The organism is Domibacillus indicus (assembly GCF_000970685.1).
GTDB lineage: Bacteria > Bacillota > Bacilli > Bacillales > Domibacillaceae > Domibacillus > Domibacillus indicus.
This window is the reverse complement of the sequence record NZ_LAJB01000004.1, coordinates 66,676-84,902: the sequence shown is the minus strand read 5'-3', so window position 1 is coordinate 84,902 and position 18,227 is coordinate 66,676. Positions and strand designations below refer to the sequence as shown.

At 45.6% G+C, this 18,227-nt stretch carries 16 protein-coding genes and 1 riboswitch; of the genes, 8 read left to right on the top strand and 8 right to left on the bottom strand.

Annotated elements, in window-relative coordinates; translation table 11 throughout:
• The first annotated feature begins 14 nt into the window (after positions 1 to 14).
• A complete protein-coding gene (locus tag VP98_RS07630) occupies positions 15 to 1,493 on the top strand; it encodes a glutamate synthase subunit beta (RefSeq protein WP_046174789.1) in 1,479 nt (492 codons plus the stop codon).
• Positions 1,494 to 1,599: 106 nt separating this feature from the next.
• Here the strand turns inward: VP98_RS07630 and VP98_RS07625 are convergent, their stop codons facing one another.
• Both VP98_RS07625 and argF read right to left on the bottom strand, forming a co-directional pair.
• Positions 1,600 to 2,460 (bottom strand): LysR substrate-binding domain-containing protein, encoded by an 861-nt coding sequence (locus VP98_RS07625; RefSeq protein ID WP_046174788.1) that lies wholly within the window; start codon positions 2,458 to 2,460, stop codon positions 1,600 to 1,602.
• Positions 2,461 to 2,810: 350 nt separating this feature from the next.
• Positions 2,811 to 3,764, bottom strand: a complete 954-nt coding sequence (argF, locus tag VP98_RS07615; protein ID WP_046174786.1) for an ornithine carbamoyltransferase — start codon at positions 3,762 to 3,764, stop codon at positions 2,811 to 2,813.
• Positions 3,765 to 3,917: 153 nt separating this feature from the next.
• Here argF and VP98_RS07610 point away from each other — a divergent pair, with 153 nt between their 5' ends.
• Positions 3,918 to 4,421, top strand: coding sequence for an acyl-CoA thioesterase (locus tag VP98_RS07610; protein ID WP_046174785.1), 504 nt, complete (start codon positions 3,918 to 3,920; stop codon positions 4,419 to 4,421).
• Between the two features lie 193 nt (positions 4,422 to 4,614).
• Positions 4,615 to 5,622: a rod-share determining protein MreBH gene (mreBH, locus tag VP98_RS07605; protein ID WP_046174784.1), complete on the top strand. Its 1,008-nt coding sequence runs from the start codon at positions 4,615 to 4,617 to the stop codon at positions 5,620 to 5,622.
• A 32-nt stretch (positions 5,623 to 5,654) separates the two neighbouring features.
• On the opposite strand, the gene VP98_RS07600 is transcribed toward mreBH, so the two are convergent.
• A complete protein-coding gene (locus tag VP98_RS07600) occupies positions 5,655 to 6,734 on the bottom strand; it encodes a nitric oxide synthase oxygenase (RefSeq protein WP_046174783.1) in 1,080 nt (359 codons plus the stop codon).
• A 119-nt stretch (positions 6,735 to 6,853) separates the two neighbouring features.
• Between VP98_RS07600 and VP98_RS07595 the strand changes: the two genes are divergently transcribed.
• From VP98_RS07595 to metH, 4 genes are all read left to right on the top strand, one after another.
• Positions 6,854 to 7,129 carry an autorepressor SdpR family transcription factor gene (locus VP98_RS07595; protein ID WP_046174782.1) on the top strand — a complete coding sequence of 92 codons (276 nt, stop codon included), beginning with the start codon at positions 6,854 to 6,856 and terminating at the stop codon, positions 7,127 to 7,129.
• Positions 7,126 to 7,764, top strand: a complete 639-nt coding sequence (locus tag VP98_RS07590) for an SdpI family protein (protein ID WP_046174781.1) — start codon at positions 7,126 to 7,128, stop codon at positions 7,762 to 7,764. The genes VP98_RS07595 and VP98_RS07590 overlap by 4 nt, the downstream gene beginning before the upstream one ends.
• A gap of 78 nt (positions 7,765 to 7,842) precedes the next feature.
• Positions 7,843 to 7,948, top strand: a riboswitch (SAM riboswitch).
• Between the two features lie 84 nt (positions 7,949 to 8,032).
• Positions 8,033 to 9,892, top strand: coding sequence for a bifunctional homocysteine S-methyltransferase/methylenetetrahydrofolate reductase (locus VP98_RS07585; RefSeq protein ID WP_046174780.1), 1,860 nt, complete (start codon positions 8,033 to 8,035; stop codon positions 9,890 to 9,892).
• The gene (metH, locus tag VP98_RS07580; protein WP_046174779.1) at positions 9,873 to 13,316 is read left to right on the top strand and encodes a methionine synthase; all 3,444 of its coding nucleotides are present in this window, start codon (positions 9,873 to 9,875) and stop codon (positions 13,314 to 13,316) included. Before VP98_RS07585 ends, metH begins: the two co-directional genes overlap by 20 nt.
• 65 nt (positions 13,317 to 13,381) lie before the next feature.
• On the opposite strand, the gene VP98_RS07575 is transcribed toward metH, so the two are convergent.
• From VP98_RS07575 to VP98_RS07565, 3 genes are all read right to left on the bottom strand, one after another.
• The gene (locus VP98_RS07575) at positions 13,382 to 15,484 is read right to left on the bottom strand and encodes an MMPL family transporter (protein WP_046174778.1); all 2,103 of its coding nucleotides are present in this window, start codon (positions 15,482 to 15,484) and stop codon (positions 13,382 to 13,384) included.
• 88 nt (positions 15,485 to 15,572) lie between these two features.
• A complete protein-coding gene (locus VP98_RS07570) occupies positions 15,573 to 16,142 on the bottom strand; it encodes a TetR/AcrR family transcriptional regulator (protein ID WP_046174777.1) in 570 nt (189 codons plus the stop codon).
• Between the two features lie 189 nt (positions 16,143 to 16,331).
• The gene (locus VP98_RS07565; RefSeq protein WP_046174776.1) at positions 16,332 to 16,949 is read right to left on the bottom strand and encodes an FAD-dependent monooxygenase; all 618 of its coding nucleotides are present in this window, start codon (positions 16,947 to 16,949) and stop codon (positions 16,332 to 16,334) included.
• Positions 16,950 to 17,230: 281 nt separating this feature from the next.
• On the opposite strand from VP98_RS07565, the gene VP98_RS07560 reads away from it, so the two are divergent.
• On the top strand, positions 17,231 to 17,431 hold the full coding sequence (locus VP98_RS07560; RefSeq protein ID WP_046174775.1) for a cold-shock protein: 201 nt from the start codon (positions 17,231 to 17,233) through the stop codon (positions 17,429 to 17,431).
• Between the two features lie 104 nt (positions 17,432 to 17,535).
• On the opposite strand, the gene VP98_RS07555 is transcribed toward VP98_RS07560, so the two are convergent.
• Both VP98_RS07555 and VP98_RS07550 read right to left on the bottom strand, forming a co-directional pair.
• Positions 17,536 to 17,709, bottom strand: a complete 174-nt coding sequence (locus tag VP98_RS07555; RefSeq protein ID WP_231584143.1) for a hypothetical protein — start codon at positions 17,707 to 17,709, stop codon at positions 17,536 to 17,538.
• 142 nt (positions 17,710 to 17,851) lie between these two features.
• Entirely contained in the window at positions 17,852 to 18,079 is a 228-nt protein-coding gene (locus VP98_RS07550; protein WP_046174773.1) for a DUF378 domain-containing protein, read from the bottom strand.
• Between the last annotated feature and the right edge of the window lie 148 nt (positions 18,080 to 18,227).

The following is an 18,227-nucleotide window of genomic DNA, read 5'->3' as shown; positions in this document are numbered from 1 at the left end:
AGGAGAATGAATTGATGGGGAAAGCTACCGGCTTTATTGAATATGAGCGTAAAACAGCACCAGGACGCAACCCGGCTGAACGGGTAAAAGACTGGAAAGAGTATACAACAGTACTTCCTGAAAAGGAACTGCAAGTTCAAGGGGCCCGCTGCATGGACTGCGGGACTCCCTTCTGCCATACCGGCCAGATGATTGGGGGCACACCATCTGGCTGCCCTCTTTACAACCTTATTCCCGAATGGAATGACCTTGTTTACCGCGGCCGCTGGAAAGAGGCGCTAGACCGTTTATTGAAAACAAATAATTTCCCAGAATTCACAGGCCGGGTCTGCCCTGCTCCATGTGAAGGTTCATGTACTGTTGCGATCAGCGATCCTGCGGTTGCGATCAAATCGATTGAAAAAGCAATCATTGACAAAGGATTTGAGGAAGGCTGGATCGTGCCGAATCCTCCAAAACGCCGCACAGGCAAGCGCGTGGCGGTAGTCGGCTCCGGCCCAGCCGGCCTGGCTGCAGCGGACCAGCTGAATAAAGCCGGCCACCTTGTTACTGTTTTTGAGCGTGATGATCGAATCGGCGGCCTGCTTATGTATGGGATTCCTTCCATGAAGCTTGAAAAAGAAACTGTTGAACGCCGCGTAAACCTTCTTAAAAATGAAGGTATCGAATTTGTTGTGAACACAACAATCGGCAAAGATGTGACAAAAGAGCAGCTGAAGGAAGAATATGATGCCGTGATTCTTTGTGCAGGTGCGCAAACACACCGTGACATCGTCATTGAAGGCCGCGAAGCAGAAGGTATTTACCTTGCAATGGATTACTTAACAAGAAGCATCAAAGGCCTGCTGAACGAGTCTGAAGAAGGCGTAATTTCAGCAGAAGGCAAAAATGTTATTGTAATCGGCGGCGGTGACACAGGTGCTGACTGTGTGGCTACAGCGATTCGCCAGGGCGCGAAAAGCGTTGTACAATTCGGCAAGCACGAAGCACAGCCGTTGAAGCGCAGCAAGAATAACCCGTGGCCGCAGTATCCTCATGTGTTTGAGCTTGACTACGCATATGCGGAAGCAGCTGCTGTGTATGGAGAAGATCCTCGTGAATACTTGATTGCAACAACAAAATTTGTTTCAGACGAGCATGGCAGGCTGAAAGAGCTTCATACTGTCCGGATGGAAAAAACATACCTTGAAGATGGAAGCTACACAATGGAAGAAATTCCAGGAAGCGAACAGGTCTGGCCTGTTGAGCTTGTTCTTGTAGCAATTGGCTTCAGCGGAACGGATATGCCGCTTGCATCCCACTTCGGTGTTCATACAACTGCACGCAATACGGTTCTTGCAAAGTATGGAAAGTACACAACAAATGAAGAAGGCATTTTTGCGGCAGGCGATATGCGCCGCGGGCAGAGCCTTGTTGTTTGGGCTATCCATGAAGGCCGTGAAGCAGCACGTGAAGCAGACCGTTTCTTAATGGGTGAAACAAAGCTTCCTTAAACCTTCAGCAGCATGAAAGACTGATTAAGCCGGCCGTTTGCCAGCATCCTGAGCGCCTCATATTGATATGAGGCGCTTTTTTCGCATAAAAAAAGACCAGCACCGGCTAGTCTCTTCGCAAAAAGTGTAAAAAGGTTTCAGCTGTTTTGGTTATAAATGGTGCATCCGGAACAATTGCGTAAAAATTCCGCTCGTAGTAAAGGCTGCCCCCGCCCACTATTTTCAATTTTTCCAGCTCCAGTTCGTTACGGATGGTCCATTCGGATAAAAGCGCTACACCCAGGCCTGCTTCCACTGCTTCTTTAATAATCTGCGTGCTTCCGAATTCAAGTATCTTTGCCGGCCGGATCCCGTTCTTAGCGGCAAACCAATCAAACGCTTCTCTTGTACCCGATCCCTGCTCTCTGACAATCCAGGTTTCTTCATTTAAATGAACACGCTTTTCCGTACTTTCTTTTTTCCCTTTAATTACATACATTTTATCTGAAGCAATTTTCTCAGCGATCAGTTTATCTGAGGCGACGGTTCCTTCTACGACGCCCAGATCAATTTCGTTATGAATAACTTTTTCAGCAATTTCCTGTGTATTGCCAATTGTAATATATGGGTCTACTGATGGAAACTTCTCTAAAAAATCCGCTACAATATGGGGCAAAATATACTCACCAAACGAGTAGCTTGCTCCAACAGCCAGCTTCCCCTTCACTTCGCCTGCCAATTCTTCTACTGCCTGCTTCATTTTTTCATTTAATGTAGAAATTTCTCCGCCATAGTAGGCAACCAGGCTGCCTGCTTTCGTTAAGCGGATTTTTTTATGAGTCCGGTCAATAAGTTTAATGCCAAGCTCTTCTTCAAAGGATTTGATATATTGGCTAACCGCAGGCTGCGTAATAAACAGCTCCTCTGCTGCTCTTGAAAAATTCATATGCTTTACTACCGTTAAAAAAACTTTTAATTTCTGTTCCATATCCGCCCACCATCATACGTGATTGCTTTCTATTTGTCTTCAGCTGATTCTATTTTAGCATGAACAATCCCGAAAAGGGTGCAGGAGAAAAGAAACCAAACAAAAAAAGCATTCGGTGTCCTCCAATGACATTCGAATGCTTTTCTAATTTTGCAGGGATCAGCCGCTCTCCAATAGCGGCTGAAATAAGTATTTCCTTTCGTCCAGCCATTCTCCGCTAACAGCTGGACAGGGTGTTTTCGGCTGTTTTCATAAACACCCTCTTTCAGAAGCAGCCCTCCATTGGCCGCTGCCTTTCTTGAAAGAGGCACGTTGTGTTGTTATTCAGCTCTTTTTTCCGCCCTTTAACATTATTTTTTCATCAAGCTGTATAGAACTGCTTTTTGGGCGTGCATACGGTTTTCAGCCTGCTGGAAAACAATTGACGCTGCTCCATCCATTACTCCAGCTGAAACCTCTTCTCCGCGGTGTGCCGGCAGACAATGCATAAACTTGCAGCCTGCGTTTGCCTGCTCAAGCAGATCTTCGTTTACCTGGTATGGGGCAAAAGCCTTTAAACGAAGAGCAGACTCCTCTTCCTGGCCCATACTGGTCCAGACATCTGTATAAATGAAATCTGCACCCTGTACAGCTTCAATCGGATTTTCTGTAAACGTTACAGCCGCTCCCGTTCGGGCAGCGATTTGTTTTGTTTTTTCGATCACTGCACTGTCTGCCTCGTAGCCTTTTGGCGCTGCTAAAGCAAAATCCATCCCCATCATGACGGCGCCTATCATAAGAGAGTGAGCGACATTGTTGCCATCGCCGATATAAACCATTTTGTTTCCTTTAAAGCCGCCTTTATGCTCGTAAACAGTCAACAGGTCAGCCAGTGCCTGGCATGGATGATATAAATCGGTCAGTCCATTAATAACCGGAATAGATGCTGCTTCTGCCAGCGTTTCAATTCGGTCATGGCCATGCGTACGAATCATAATTCCATCCAGGTAGCCTGACAGTACCTTTCCTGTATCTTCAATTGTTTCACCCCGGCCGATTTGCAGCTGATCAGAGCTTAAGAACATGCCGTTGCCGCCAAGCTGAAGAATCGCCGTTTCAAAGGAGACACGCGTTCTGGTCGAGTTTTTTTCAAAAATCATTCCAAGAATCTGACCCTTCAAGGCATCAAAATACTTTTCTTTTTGCTTTTTCATATCGTCTGCAAGTACGACTAGCGCCTCAACTTCTTCAGCACTAAAATCAAGGAGCTTTAAAAAGTCTTTTCCTTTTAAATCCAGCTCTTTTACTTGTTCCATTGTGATCATAATCGTCACCCCAACCTGTCATCACCATGTTTATATTTATATTTATACACAATAAAGAATTAAAATGCAACTATTTTTTCTCCTGTCATGGAAAATATTTTTGCTTTGGCCTGTATCGGGTATACTAGGTTGTAGAAGGAATAGGTGATAAAAATGAAAAAAACCAAGAAAATGGCCGAGACAGTGGCCATAAAATCCGCCCAGGTTTTTCCGCCGGATACAAACTATTACGGGACGCTGTTTGGCGGAAAATTAATGGCGCATATTGACGACGTTGCTTCTATTTCCGCTACACGGTTTGCCCGTAATCCAACTGTGACTGCTTCTACAGATTCTGTTGATTTTCTGCGCCCCATTAAAGTTGGCGATACCGTTACGCTAAAAGCAATGGTTACCCACACTGGCCGATCAAGCATGGAAGTATTTGTCCGTGTGACTTCTGAGAATCTCATTACAGGCGAGGAGGAAGTAGCTGCTCTTTCTTTTTTAACGTTTGTTGCTATCGATGAAAACGGCAGGCCGGTAGAAGTCGGCAATGTCGCACCGGAAACAGAAGAAGAAAGATGGCTGTTTGATACAGCTCCCGCACGGGCGGCTTACCGGAAAACAAGGAAAGATCATAGTAAAGAACTATCTTCGTTCTTTAAAAAGTTATGACAATCTTCCCCCTCTTTTTCGTAACAAAATTTAAATTTCCGTAACAGTCTTGTTCTTTTTTCTTGTTATAACGGCTTTTTTTTGTGTCATGTCTGTAATAAATAAAGATTCATCTATTTGTCCCATGACGCTTATTCTTTTTCTTCCTTATAATAAGCGAAGGCGGAAAAAAGCCGTTTGGAGGTATGGAGATATGTTTGGACAAGCTGAAATTGGAATTGATCTGGGAACAGCAAATTTGCTTGTTTACAGTAAAGATAAAGGTATTATTTTAAACGAGCCTTCTGTTGTTGCCCTTGATATGGATACGAAAAAAGTATTGGCGGTTGGTGCAGACGCAAAGGAAATGATCGGGAAAACTCCAGGGCGAATTGCAGCAGTACGGCCGATGAAAGATGGCGTCATTGCCGATTTTGATGTAACGTCTGAAATGTTAAAAGAATTAATGAGAAAAGCGGGGAAAGCAGCCGGATTTGCGATCCGAAAGCCGACAGTAGTCGTTTGTACGCCCTCTGGCGCAACAAGTGTCGAGCGCCGGGCAATTCAAGATGCCATTAAATCAAGCGGTGCCAAAACGGTCCACTTAATTGAAGAGCCGGTAGCAGCGGCAATCGGGGCAGATCTTCCCGTAGATGAGCCAATCGCCAATTTAATTGTCGATATTGGCGGCGGCACAACAGAAGTAGCCATTATTTCATATGGCGGTGTCGTAACATGCAATTCTATCCGCCTTGCCGGCGATAAGCTAGATGAAGATATTGTTCAATATGTACGAAAAGAATATAATTTGTTAATCGGGGAACGCACAGCGGAAAAAGTGAAAATGGAAATTGGCTACGCTCCAATCGAACATGAAGAAGTGCATATGGATGTGCGCGGCCGTGACCTCGTCACCGGCCTGCCAAAAACGGTTCATATAAGCTCTTATGAAATTCAGCAGGCGCTTCGCGAATCTCTTCTGGCTATTTTAGAAACCATTCGTGTTACGCTTGAGTCCTCACCACCGGAGTTAAGTGGTGATATCGTAGACCGCGGTGTTGTAATCAGCGGCGGCGGTGCCTTACTAAACGGTCTTCAAGAGTGGCTTGCACAGGAAATTATCGTACCTGTCCACCTTGCTCCTAATCCCCTTGAATCGGTGGCAATTGGAACAGGACGTTCCCTCCATGTATTGAAAAAGCTGCAAAAAGTAACTTCATAAAACAAAAGCAGGCTGAGTTTAACAGCCTGCTTTTACTTTTTATAAGGAGCTTTTTGATAAAAAAAATTCGGTGACAGCACTGTATTTTCATATGAACGGTGAAAGATATGGGTGGCAGCCGGGGAAACAGGAGGAATCAGCCAGGTCCAGTCTCCCGTTACCCCTCTTCCGGCTGCTTCTTCATTTTGTTCAAATATACGGTGCTGCCTGGCTGCTGTGTGATGGTCGACGATTGTTAAGCCGGCTTCTTTAAAAGAGTGCAGCACCGCTGCATTCAGCTCAATTAAAGCCCTGTCCTTCCAAAGCGTAGACGCATGTGCTGTGCCATCAAGCCCCATACAATCCGCCACAGCGGAAAGCTTGTTGTAGCGGCTTTCATCGGCTAAATTGCGGGCCCCAATTTCTGTTCCCATATACCACCCGTTAAAGGGAGCCGCCTTATATTCTATTCCGCCGATTTCCAGCCGCATATCTGAAATAATCGGTATCGCGTACCATTTCAATTGCAGCGTTTTAAAGGCCTGGATAAATGGATGGAAAAGCCTGACTTCTATCCGGCAATGATCAGGGACGTCTTTCCAGACCGGTTCCTGATTACCTATCTGCACCACCCATGGCAGCAAATCAAAGTCACTTCCCGCTCCCTGCCAGCCGAGTGCCTCACATTTTTTCGTGAAAGAGCGGGAATGCGGATCTCCCTTGTTTTCATATCCGGCATAACGAAGCAATTGATGATTCCAGATGCGCAGCTCCTCCTGCCCTCCCGTACTCTGCCGGAAAACGGTAATAGCCGGCCGGATTTTCCCTTCATTATGAGCAAACACAACGTGCCGTTCAAGCGCCTTCAGTACCTCTTCTTCTGTTTTGGCTTTGCGTTCATCAAATATGTGAAGTGTCTGCCAGAACAAGCGGCCAATACAGCGGTTGCTGTTGCGCCAGGCAGCCCTTGCCCCGTATTCCAATTCCTCAAATGTATGAGTGTACGTACCGGTTTGCTCAATTTCATCATGAATCAGCTGCAGCCTTTCTTTTGCTGCATGTTTATTTTTTCCGGTTTCTTTATAAAAGCCAGTAATAAATTCCTTTGCTTTTTGCCATAGCTGTTTTTCCATACATAATCCCTCTCTTTTAAAAAAGTATATCAAGATCCGTGCTCATTTTCCTTGAATGTTTCGTGTCCATATTCTATAATTTAGATAGTTAGACAAATATCTAAATAAGGAGGTTAAGCATGACCGCTACCCTTGTTTTTAAAGCGCTCGCTGATCCGACGAGACGTTCTATTATTGAATTGCTGAAAAAACGGGATATGACAGCCGGTGAAATTGCTGAGCAGTTCAATATGACAAAGCCAAGCATTTCCCATCACCTGCAAACCTTGCAGACAGCCGAACTTGTTTTATCAGAACGAAACGGCCAGCACATTATTTATTCATTAAATACAACAGTTTTTCAAGACATTATGATGTGGATGATGAACATAACCGGAAAGGAGAATAAAGAATGAAAAATTCCCGTTATCTTTGGCTTATTACCCTTATTGCATTTCTTGCTGGCTTTATTGCGATTCCGTATTTACCTGATCAAATTGCCACCCACTGGGGGCCTTCCGGAGAAGCGGACGGATACTCCTCCAAATGGTTCGGCGCTTTTTTCGGCCCTCTTATGCTTCTGTTCGTAGGCGGGCTGCTGATCGTCTCTCCTAAAATAGATCCACGCCGGCAAAATTACCAAAAATTCATAGGAAGTTATCATATTATCGTTAATGCTGCCGTGACTCTTCTATTTATTGTACATCTTTTAACGCTTGCAAACGGCCTCGGCTATCCGGTTAAAATGGGTACAGCCATTCCTGTCTTAATCGGTCTGTTATTTATAGTTATTGGCAATTACCTGCCGCGTATCCGGCCGAGCTACATGATTGGCTTCCGAACGCCCTGGACATTAGCCGATGACCATGTCTGGACCAGGACACACCGGCTGGGCGGATTTCTTTTTGTTATCGGCGGGCTCGTGATTGTTATCACCGCTTTTCTACCGGTTTCACTCAGAATCATGGCTTTTATAGCCGTTGTTCTTATGATTACCGTTATTCCTTTTTTCCAGTCTTACCTTTTGTACCAAAAACAAGCACGCTCTTAATCTGCTTTAAAAATGTCTTGACTGAGCGTACCTGAAACGGTATGATATTTTTAATTATTCTTGCAATTTAATACCTAATTCTTATCAAGAGAAGCCGAGGGTACTGGCCCTATGACGCTTCAGCAACCAGCCGCGATGGTCAGGTGCTAAATCCAGCAGACTCCTGCAGTCTGGAAGATGAGAAGGAACGGACAACACATACATGTTGAAAAAGCCTTCTTGCCATCAGGAAGGCTTTTTTATTTTATTATAGAGAGGATATTATGATATGACACTGCTCGATAAATTAAAAACAGACGTGCTGGCCGCGGATGGAGCAATGGGTACCCTTCTTTACTCTTATGGAATTGATTTTTGCTACGAAGAATTGAATACAGCAAAACCGGAAGTAATCGAAAAAATTCACGCTGATTATATTAAAGCGGGAGCCGATGTGATTCAAACAAACACATACGGCGCCAATACATTGAAGCTTTCCCGTTATGGTATGGAGAACCGGGTGCGTGAATTAAATGAAGCCGCTATACGCATCGCGAAAAAAGCGGCAGCACCGGGAGGCCAATTTGTTCTTGGCACAATTGGCGGGATTCGCGGCATCCGGAAAAGCACAGCCACAAATGAAGAGATTCTGGCCTCTGTACGCGAGCAGGCGGAAAGCTTGCTCTCAGGTAATCCAGACGGGCTCCTACTGGAAACCTATTATGATTTTGAAGAGCTTTGTCATTCTGTGACTCAGCTCCGCCAAATGAGCGATGTGCCGATCATTGCCCAGGTGTCGATGCATGAGCCCGGTGTTTTGCAAAACGGCCTGCCGTTAAATGAGGCGCTGCGAAAGCTTGAAGGAATCGGAGCGGATGTTGTCGGTGTGAACTGCCGTCTCGGCCCCTACCACACCATCCAGGCATTTGAGGATGTCACACTGCCGGATAAAGCATTTTTATCCGCTTATCCTAACGCAAGCCTTCTTGACGTAGAAGACGGGCGGATTGTTTATGAATCAGAAGCAGATTACTTTGGACGGGCTGCTGTTCTCCTTCGCAACGAAGGAGTCCGCTTAATCGGAGGATGCTGCGGAACAACACCAAAGCATATTGAAGCGGCCAAAAAACGGCTGGCCGGCCTTCCTCCTTTAACAGAGAAAAAAGTCAAAACGAAAAAACCGATTGTGATTCAAGAAGCGGCCCCTGCGACAGAACGTTCTATTTGCGAAAAAGCCAAAACGGAACGGACAATCATTGTAGAGCTCGATACGCCGAAAACATTAATGACAGAGCGGTTTATTGAAGGTGCCAATGCATTGTATCAAACAGGCATTGATGCGGTTACCATGGCGGACAACTCTCTCGCTTCCCCGCGTGTCAGCAACATGGCGATGGGCGCAGCGTTAAAAATGAATCATGACGTTCGCTCACTCGTTCATATTACATGCCGAGACCGCAATTTAATTGGCCTGCAGTCTCACTTGATGGGGCTTGATACGCTCGGCCTCCATGATGTGCTTGCCATTACCGGCGATCCGACCAAAGTTGGCGACTTTCCCGGGGCGACAAGTGTCTATGATGTATCAAGCCTGGAATTGATCCAGCTTATCAAGCAGTTAAACGAGGGCATTTCCTTTTCCGGAAAGCCGCTGAAGAAGAAAGCAAATTTCTCCGTTGCGGCGGCATTTAACCCGAATGTGCGGGTGCTTGACCGGGCCGTAAAGCGGCTAGAAAAAAAGATTGAATGCGGGGCCGATTATTTTATTACGCAGCCGGTGTTCACAAAGGAAAAAATTATTGAAGTTTATGAAGCAACTAAGCATTTGTCTACACCGATTTTTATCGGTATTATGCCGCTTACGAATATACGCAATGCAGAATTTTTACACCATGAAGTGCCGGGCATCAAGCTGTCCGATGAAACATTGGAAAGAATGCGCGCATGCGGCGAAAACAAAGAAGCTTCGGCAAAAGAAGGAGTGAACATAGCCAAAGAATTAATTGATACGGCGGCGGAACTCTTTAACGGACTTTACATTATTACTCCATTCTTGCGTTATGATATGTCAGTGGAACTGATTCACTATATAAAAGAACTTGATGCACAGAAAGAAAGCGAGGCTCTGCATGACCACACATCGAATTGAACAGGAACTGAAAAAGCGCATTCTTCTCATTGACGGAGCAATGGGGACAATGCTTCAAAATGCGAATTTAACACCGGATGATTTCGGCGGTGAAGAATATGACGGCTGTAATGAAAATCTTGTGCTTACAAGGCCTGATGTGATTGAGCGCATTCACCGTGAATATTTAGAAGCCGGTGCGGATATTATTGCGACAAATACATTTGGCGGAACGCCGGTCGTTCTCGATGAATACGATCTGGGCAGTAAAGCATATGAAATTAACCTGCGGGCTGTTCAGATTGCAAGAAGAGCCGTTGACGAATTTTCTACTCCAGAATGGCCGCGTTTTGTAGCCGGAGCGATAGGGCCAACGACGAAAACCCTGTCTGTTACAGGCGGCATTACCTTTGATGCACTCGTCGACAATTTTGAATTGCAGGCAAAAGCCCTGATTGAAGGCGGCGCGGACTTAATCCTGATGGAAACAAGCCAGGATATGCTGAACGTTAAAGCCGGCACCCTCGGTATCCGCCGGGCGTTTGATGAAGCCGGCATTGAGCTTCCAGTGATGATTTCCGGCACGATTGAGCCAATGGGCACCACCCTTGCCGGACAGAATATTGAAGCTTTTTATATTTCCATCGAGCACATTAAACCGCTGTCTGTCGGGCTGAACTGTGCGACGGGGCCGGAGTTTATGACGGACCATATCCGTTCCCTGTCAGAGCTCGCAACAAGCTATGTAAGCTGTTATCCGAACGCCGGCCTTCCGGATGAAGAAGGAAATTACCATGAATCACCCGAATCTCTTGCGCAAAAATTGGCGGCTTTTGCAGACAAGGGCTGGCTGAATATCGTCGGCGGCTGCTGTGGAACGACACCGGCGCATATTCGCACGATGCGCGAGGCAGTCAAAGAAAAAACACCGCGCACCTCTCCTGAAAACCCGCATGGACATGCCGTTTCCGGGATTGAGCCGCTCCTGTATGACGACTCGATGCGCCCTCTTTTTATTGGTGAGCGGACCAATGTTATCGGCTCCCGTAAATTTAAGCGGCTGATTGTTGAAGGAAAATTTGAAGAAGCAGCCGAAATTGCCCGTGCCCAGGTTAAAGGCGGTGCCCATGTTATTGACATATGCCTCGCTAACCCGGACCGTGAAGAACTTGACGACATGAAGGAATTTATGAAGGAAGTCGTTAAAAAAGTGAAAGTGCCGCTTGTTATTGACTCAACAGATGAAAAAGTTATTGAAGAAGCATTGAAATTCTCCCAGGGGAAAGCAATCATTAATTCAATTAACCTTGAAGACGGCGAAGAACGTTTTGACGCAGTAATGCCGCTTGTAAAAAAATACGGCGCTGCCGTCGTTGTCGGAACGATCGATGAAGAAGGAATGGCCGTTTCGCGTGAACGCAAGCTTGAAATCGCCATTCGCTCACATGATCTGCTCGTCGAAAAATGGGGGCTTGCCCCTGAAGATATTATTTTTGACCCGCTCGTTTTCCCTGTCGGCACCGGTGATGAGCAGTATATCGGTTCAGCTGTTGAAACAATCGAAGGAATCCGGCTAATTAAAGAGAGGCTGCCCAGATGCTTAACCGTTCTCGGCGTAAGCAATGTTTCATTCGGCCTTCCTCCTGTCGGGCGCGAAGTACTGAATGCGGTCTACTTGTACCACTGCACACAGGCAGGCCTTGATTATGCGATCGTTAATACAGAGAAGCTTGAGCGCTATGCATCAATTCCGAAAGAAGAAATTAAGCTTGCAGATGACCTGCTCTTTACCACAACAGACGAAACGCTGGCTGTATTCACTGACTTTTACCGGGACAAGAAAAAAGAAAAAAAAGAAGAAGACATCCCTAAAACGGTGCCGGAGCGTTTAAGCTACTATGTGGTTGAAGGAACGAAAGAAGGCCTGCTGGCTGATCTTGAAGCGGCGCGCGGTCTCTATGACGATCCGCTCGATATTATTAACGGGCCGCTTATGAAAGGAATGGCAGAAGTCGGCCGCCTGTTTAATGACAATCAGCTGATCGTAGCGGAGGTATTGCAAAGTGCCGAAGTGATGAAAGCCTCTGTTGCTTATCTGGAACAGTTTATGGAGAAAAAAGAAGACGACTCCGGAAAAGGCAAAGTGATTCTGGCTACTGTAAAAGGTGATGTTCATGACATTGGCAAAAACCTGGTCGATATTATTTTAAGCAACAATGGGTTTAAAGTAGTTGATGTCGGTATCAAAGTAACACCACAGGCATTAATTGATGTAATTCGGAAAGAAAAGCCCGATATGGTCGGCCTGTCCGGACTGCTCGTTAAGTCTGCCCAGCAAATGGTAATCACCGCACAGGATTTTAAAACCGCCGATATCGATGTTCCGATTCTCGTTGGCGGTGCCGCTCTGTCACGCCGCTTTACCGAAACGAAAATTTCGCCGGAATACACCGGCCCCGTCTTATATGCGAAAGATGCGATGGACGGGCTGGATATTGCCAACCGCCTGCAAAATGCCGAGCAGAAGGCCGTTCTTTTAGAAGAGCTTGAAGCAAAAAAAGAAAAGCGGAAGGAAGTAGAAGCGTACCGTGAAGAAAGACAGGAGCAGGCTGTTGCCACAGCACCGAAGCCGGTAAAAACGGTTCGTCAGGATGCGCCTGTTTATGTGCCGCGCGATACTCGCCGCCGCATTTTAAAGGATTATTCCATTTCGCATTTGAAGCCGTATGTAAATATGCAGACACTGATCGGCCACCACCTCGGCATGAAAGGCAATGTCAAAAAGCTGCTCGAAGAAAAAAATGAGAAAGCAATCCAGCTGCATGAAACGGTGAATGGCTTTTTAAACGACGACTCATTTAAAACCTCCGCCGTTTATCAATTTTTCCCGGCACAGTCGCAGGGCGATGATGTTGTTATTTACGATCCATCCGACGCAAAAACAGAAATTGAACGCTTCACTTTTCCACGCCAGACAAAGGAACCATTTCTTTGCCTTGCAGACTATGTAAAATCAGTCGAAAGCGGCGAAATGGATTACGTTGGATTTTTTGTTGTGACGGCCGGGTTCGGTGTCCGCGATGCGGCAATGAAGCTGCGCGAAGAAGGAAAATTTTTGGACAGCCATGCGATCCAGGCAACAGCACTGGAACTCGCGGAAGGATTCGCTGAACGAATTCACCAGGAAATGCGCGATCAATGGGGCATCCCCGATCCGGTTGATTTCACGATGCGTGAACGGTTTGCGGCCAAATACCAGGGGCAGCGTTTTTCATTCGGCTACCCGGCCTGCCCGAACCTGGAGGATCAGGAAAAGTTATTCGGCCTTATTCATCCCGAGGAAATCGGCGTCCGCCTCACAGAAGGCTTTATGATGGAACCGGAAGCCTCCGTCTCTGCTATTGTATTTGCTCATCCTGATGCAAGATACTTTAATGTGATTTAACAAAAAAAGCAGTCCTGCCAATAAAGCAGGACTGCTTTTTTTAATGATGCCCCCTTTAGCCGCCATTATCTTACTTCGCGGCTCACCGGAACGTCGCTTTTCTCCTCTTTCTCAAAAAACAAAATCAATGCCGGCAGCAGCAGCCCCCGTACAAAAAATGTATCAATCAAAATGCCTACCGCCACAATAAAGCCAAAAACAAACAGCACTTCTATCGGCTGAGTCATTAGAACAGCAAACGTGGCAGCCAGGATAATCCCTGCCGATGAAATCACTCCACCGGTTTTAGCAGTTGCAATTTCAACCGCTTTTTTCAATGGGTGTTTTTTTCTTTCCTCTAAAAAACGGGAAACAAGAATAATGTTGTAATCAATCCCTAAAGCCACAAGAAAAACAAATGAATACAGAGGCACTCTCGTACTGATTGCATCAATTCCAAACAGGGCATTCGTTAAAAACAGTCCCAGGCCAAGCGCCGACAAAAAGGAGAGAACAATCGTCCCAACCATATAAAGCGGCATTTTCCAGGAACGTGTCAGCACGATAAGCATGGCAAATAACAATGCTACCTCGATTACTACGATAAGTATGGTATCACGCTCATTCAGTTCCCTGTCATCAAGCTTTTCTGCTGTTTCGCCAGCGAAATATAAATTCCCTTCAGCATCCGCCTCACGCAATACAGCTTCTTTGCCAGCCCGCAGCCCGGCAAGAGCATCCAGTGAAGCCGCCGCATACGGATTCTTTTCAAAGGCAACAGTCAATTCATGAGCATTCCCTGATGCTGTTGAGGACGCGGGAACAGCTGAAAGCACTCCCTCCTGCTCACTGAGGGCTTCGGCAACAGCAGCAGGATCACCCGTTCCCTCATATACAATTGTTGTTGGTGATAAGTCTCCTGCTGAAAATTTTTCATCAATGATATTGTACCCAACAAGCGAGGGCATATCTTCCGGAAATGATTTAAGCGTATCAAACTCATACTTCAAATTAAAAACATTCAACGAGGAAAGGATCAGAAATGCCAGCACGATTCCTCCGGACAGGGCCGGTTTTTTCGTAACAAAGCGGGCCACGCGGCTCCATAAGCCGTTTTCTTTTTTACTCTCCTCTCCCGCTTTCGGCACTCTCGGCCAGAAGGAACGGCGGCCAAACAGTGTAAACAAAGCGGGTACCAGTGTAATAGATGCCAGCATAATAACGGCCATAACTGTCGCGAACAATGGTGCAAAGCTTTGGTAGTCACGAATCGCGGCGAAAAATAAAACAAGCATCGCTGCCAGAACGGTTCCGCCCGAGAAAAAGACCGGTTCTCCCGTTTCACGCATTGCGTACTTCATAGCCTCAAACTTGTTCTCATGGCGCTTTAATTCTTCACGAAAACGCGCCAGTACAAACAAAGAATAGTCAGTTACCGCTGCAAACAATAAAATCGTCATAATAGAAAGCGCCTGGCTGCTCATTTCTAAGCCGGCGGCTCCATACAACCCTAAAATCCGGTCTGTTACGGCATAAACCATACCGGAAGCGAAAAGCGGAATAAATGCTAAAAGCGGAGAGCGGTAAATCACAATAAGCAATACCAGGATCAAAACGACAGTAGATAAAAGAAGAACAATGTCCGCACGTGAAAACAGTGCCGTTGTATCAGTCGCAATGCCGGCAGGCCCTGTTACATAAACTTCGCTGCCGGATTTCTTTGCAATATCTGTAATGGCTTCAATACGCGGCTCAAAGTCTTCACTGCTGAAACCTTCTTGAAAAACAATCGGGATCGCAGCAGCAGATCCGTCTTCCGATAAAAACTCAGCTTGAGCAGGCGGCGGCAGCTGGGCAAATGGAGCTATACTTGTGATTCCGTCTATTTCTTTCTCAATTTCTTCAAGAATTCTCCCTGCCTCTGTTGCATCTACCTTTCCCTTTGATTCATTGAATACAAGAATAGCCGGTGTGCCGCCGTCATCCGGAAAATACGTTTCCACTTTTTCTGCTGCCTCAATCGAAGCTGCATCATCCGGCAGGGATTCAAATGCACTTGTTCCATAATCACGTGCCGCCGGCGCAAAAATACTTAACAATACAATAATAATTAACCAGCCAGCCAGCACAGTCCACATGCCTTTTTTTGTGGCGGCCCAATCTGTCAAAGGCCAGAGCACCTTTCTCATCTTAATTCCCTCCTAAAGCATCCGTGATTCTTTCATTTAAATCTATTCCTGACACTTATGTCAAATTAAAAGTGTAAAAAAAGAAGCGTTATCGCGCTCCGCTTCCTTCATACCATAATGTAAATAAATAATCCGCCCATTCATGCGGCGGCAGCTCCAAGGTATTTGGTGTATTGATGAGCTGGAAAAACAAGCCGGCCAGTACGACAGCCGGCATGTCCCGTCGAATGGCGCCCTGCTTTTGAGCCGCCTGAAAAATCCGGTCGAGCTGTCCGCGCAAATGATTCAGCATAGACAGCACTTCTTTTACATTTTGTGCCGCTTTTTTTGACTGTGATACGTCTATTTTCCGCGCATCCCCTAAAAAGTAATGAAGATCTGCTTCCTCCATATATACACGGAGAAGCTGCCGGAGTGCTTCGACTGGTTCCGATTCCTGGATAGCGCCAGCTTTAATAAGCGCCCGAACCATCGCCCGCTTCATCACAGCGGCCGCCACCTCTTCTTTGTTTGCGTAATATTGATAAATAGTGCTTCTTGCACCTGGAAGATGATTTCCGAGCAGCTTTAAATGAAAGCTGCTGTAGCCATGCTGCACGATAAGCGCTTCTGCTGTGTCAAGCAGCTCATCTTCTGTAAACGCCCGCTTGCGCCCCATGATGACCGCTCCTTTACCCTGGTTCTTTCTTTAAGTGTATCATGAGGAATTTATTCATTCCATAGCCGGGGTTTTTCAGGGAAAGGACTTTGAGCTGCTTTCTAATTCTGATTGCTGAAATACCCGTTTCGTTTTCTATATTTTCCACAAAAAAACTGGCGACTGTGCGCCAGCTTTTTTCTTTTTCGCTTAAATTACTTCCGGCAAGTCAGCTTGTTCGCCGCCTGTCATCCACAGCAGGCTTTCATCTGCTAACCGGGTTTTGTCGATCTGCTTATACGGCGTACCGTCAGTTCCGACCGTTATTTTGGAATGAATCAAATAACGGTCCTGCTCTGTTTCGGCAAATACACCGGCCACAAGATCATTATTATAAATAACTCCCTTAACAGCAGCGCCTTTCAGCAGCTTTAAGTTTGGAAAAGACTCTGTCTGCCGGTAGAGGGCCATGATAACCATCCGGTTCATATGCCCGTCCTGCTTATATAGTGGTTTCATTAATAGCTGTTGTACTTTCTCCTGTTCAAGAAATAATATCAGCTCCTGCATAGCCGGCTTCACATGCCGGTCGGCATTATCAAGCAGCTTAAGCTCGTACATGAGCTGTGTAAAAGACGGGTCGCCGCCCTGCTTTTTTTGAAATGGCTGATGGAAATCCGTGCTCTTTTCTAAAACGATAACGTCCATGCCCTGCTTTGCCAGAAAAAGCCCCATTATCATTCCAGCCGGCCCGTCTCCTGCAATACATACATCCGTCTCCAATGGTACAGCTCCGGCTTGCTGGCTTTCGATTGCAGTGATTTCCATTTCCATCTTCCTTTCGTTTATTGTTTATTTCTTTGGTTCTAGCTAAAGAATAAACAATTACAGAAAGTTTGTCTTGAATTTTGTTAGAAAGACTGACAAAGGTTTTGAAAATTCTCTTTATTTTTTAAAAAAAGAAATTTGCTTTCTGTATATTTTCCTGTTAGTATGGGGAAGAATTATTTTTGTTCGGAAAAGATTGTTAAGTGGTACACTTTCCATCTGGAATTAGTGAGCAAGGATAGTAACACATCGTGTGCAAAGCACACAAGGAGGAAACACACATGGAACAAGGTACAGTAAAATGGTTTAACTCAGAAAAAGGCTTCGGCTTTATCGAGCGTGAAGGCGGCGACGATGTATTCGTTCACTTCTCAGCGATTCAAGGTGAAGGCTATAAGTCTTTAGAAGAAGGCCAGGCAGTAACATTTGATGTTGAAGAAGGCCAGCGCGGTCCTCAAGCAGCAAACGTGGTAAAAGCGTAATTTCGCTTTTTCACGAGGCAGGCTCTCCCACGAGAGCCTGTTTTTTTATTTTCTTTTTTAAAAACTGCGTTCAAACATAAAGAGGCATATATATTTAAGCTGCATTACACACCCATTTTCCGGCGTGAATTGCTTACCTTTTTGGTCTGCTGGCTTTGCAGTTTTTTCGTTGAAGTATTAAAGCTGCCTTTCGCTTTGCCCCCTGCATTCTGAGCTTTTTTTTCTTCTAATTTTTTCAGCATTGCTTCCTGCAGCGACATTTTTTTCTCTTCTGCCACGATTATTCCCTCCTTTATTCGTTTTTTATAGTGTATCATTTTTTAAGCATTCGCTCTTTTCTTTTTTATGAGCAAAATCAAAAGGCATCTCCGTTGAGAGATGCCTTTTGATTACTTGCACAATAGCTGCCATTGCAATGATTTACGTACGAGTGTGTGTTTGACGAACATTATCACGATTGATCAACGGCAGGAATTTCAATGAATACAGAGCGGACAATCCAACAAGAATATAAACGATTCTTGATAAGAGAGCATCTTGTCCGCCGAAAATGGAAGCTACTAAATCAAATTGGAGCAGTCCAACTAACAGCCAGTTTATACCGCCGACAATTAAGAGGATAAGAGCGATGGTATCCAAGGTTTTCATTTGTTTTACCTCCTTTTTGATTTTCTAGTATTAAGTATTTCCCTTTTTTGAAAATGTAAACCACACAACTGTTTAAAACCCAAATCGAGACCTGCTGTTTTGTTTGCCTTTATAAAAAACTGGGCAGAATTTATTAGAGGCAGTTACG

Coding starts and splice junctions, on each gene's coding strand:
- VP98_RS07585 (WP_046174780.1), top strand. CDS start 8,033: ATGACACTGCTCGATAAATTAAAAACAGACGTGCTGGCCGCGGATGGA.
- VP98_RS07550 (WP_046174773.1), bottom strand. CDS start 18,079: ATGAAAACCTTGGATACCATCGCTCTTATCCTCTTAATTGTCGGCGGT.
- VP98_RS07630 (WP_046174789.1), top strand. CDS start 15: ATGGGGAAAGCTACCGGCTTTATTGAATATGAGCGTAAAACAGCACCA.
- mreBH (WP_046174784.1), top strand. CDS start 4,615: ATGTTTGGACAAGCTGAAATTGGAATTGATCTGGGAACAGCAAATTTG.
- VP98_RS07575 (WP_046174778.1), bottom strand. CDS start 15,484: ATGAGAAAGGTGCTCTGGCCTTTGACAGATTGGGCCGCCACAAAAAAA.
- VP98_RS07600 (WP_046174783.1), bottom strand. CDS start 6,734: ATGGAAAAACAGCTATGGCAAAAAGCAAAGGAATTTATTACTGGCTTT.
- VP98_RS07590 (WP_046174781.1), top strand. CDS start 7,126: ATGAAAAATTCCCGTTATCTTTGGCTTATTACCCTTATTGCATTTCTT.
- VP98_RS07560 (WP_046174775.1), top strand. CDS start 17,231: ATGGAACAAGGTACAGTAAAATGGTTTAACTCAGAAAAAGGCTTCGGC.
- metH (WP_046174779.1), top strand. CDS start 9,873: ATGACCACACATCGAATTGAACAGGAACTGAAAAAGCGCATTCTTCTC.
- VP98_RS07595 (WP_046174782.1), top strand. CDS start 6,854: ATGACCGCTACCCTTGTTTTTAAAGCGCTCGCTGATCCGACGAGACGT.
- argF (WP_046174786.1), bottom strand. CDS start 3,764: ATGATCACAATGGAACAAGTAAAAGAGCTGGATTTAAAAGGAAAAGAC.
- VP98_RS07565 (WP_046174776.1), bottom strand. CDS start 16,949: ATGGAAATCACTGCAATCGAAAGCCAGCAAGCCGGAGCTGTACCATTG.
- VP98_RS07570 (WP_046174777.1), bottom strand. CDS start 16,142: ATGGGGCGCAAGCGGGCGTTTACAGAAGATGAGCTGCTTGACACAGCA.
- VP98_RS07610 (WP_046174785.1), top strand. CDS start 3,918: ATGAAAAAAACCAAGAAAATGGCCGAGACAGTGGCCATAAAATCCGCC.
- VP98_RS07625 (WP_046174788.1), bottom strand. CDS start 2,460: ATGGAACAGAAATTAAAAGTTTTTTTAACGGTAGTAAAGCATATGAAT.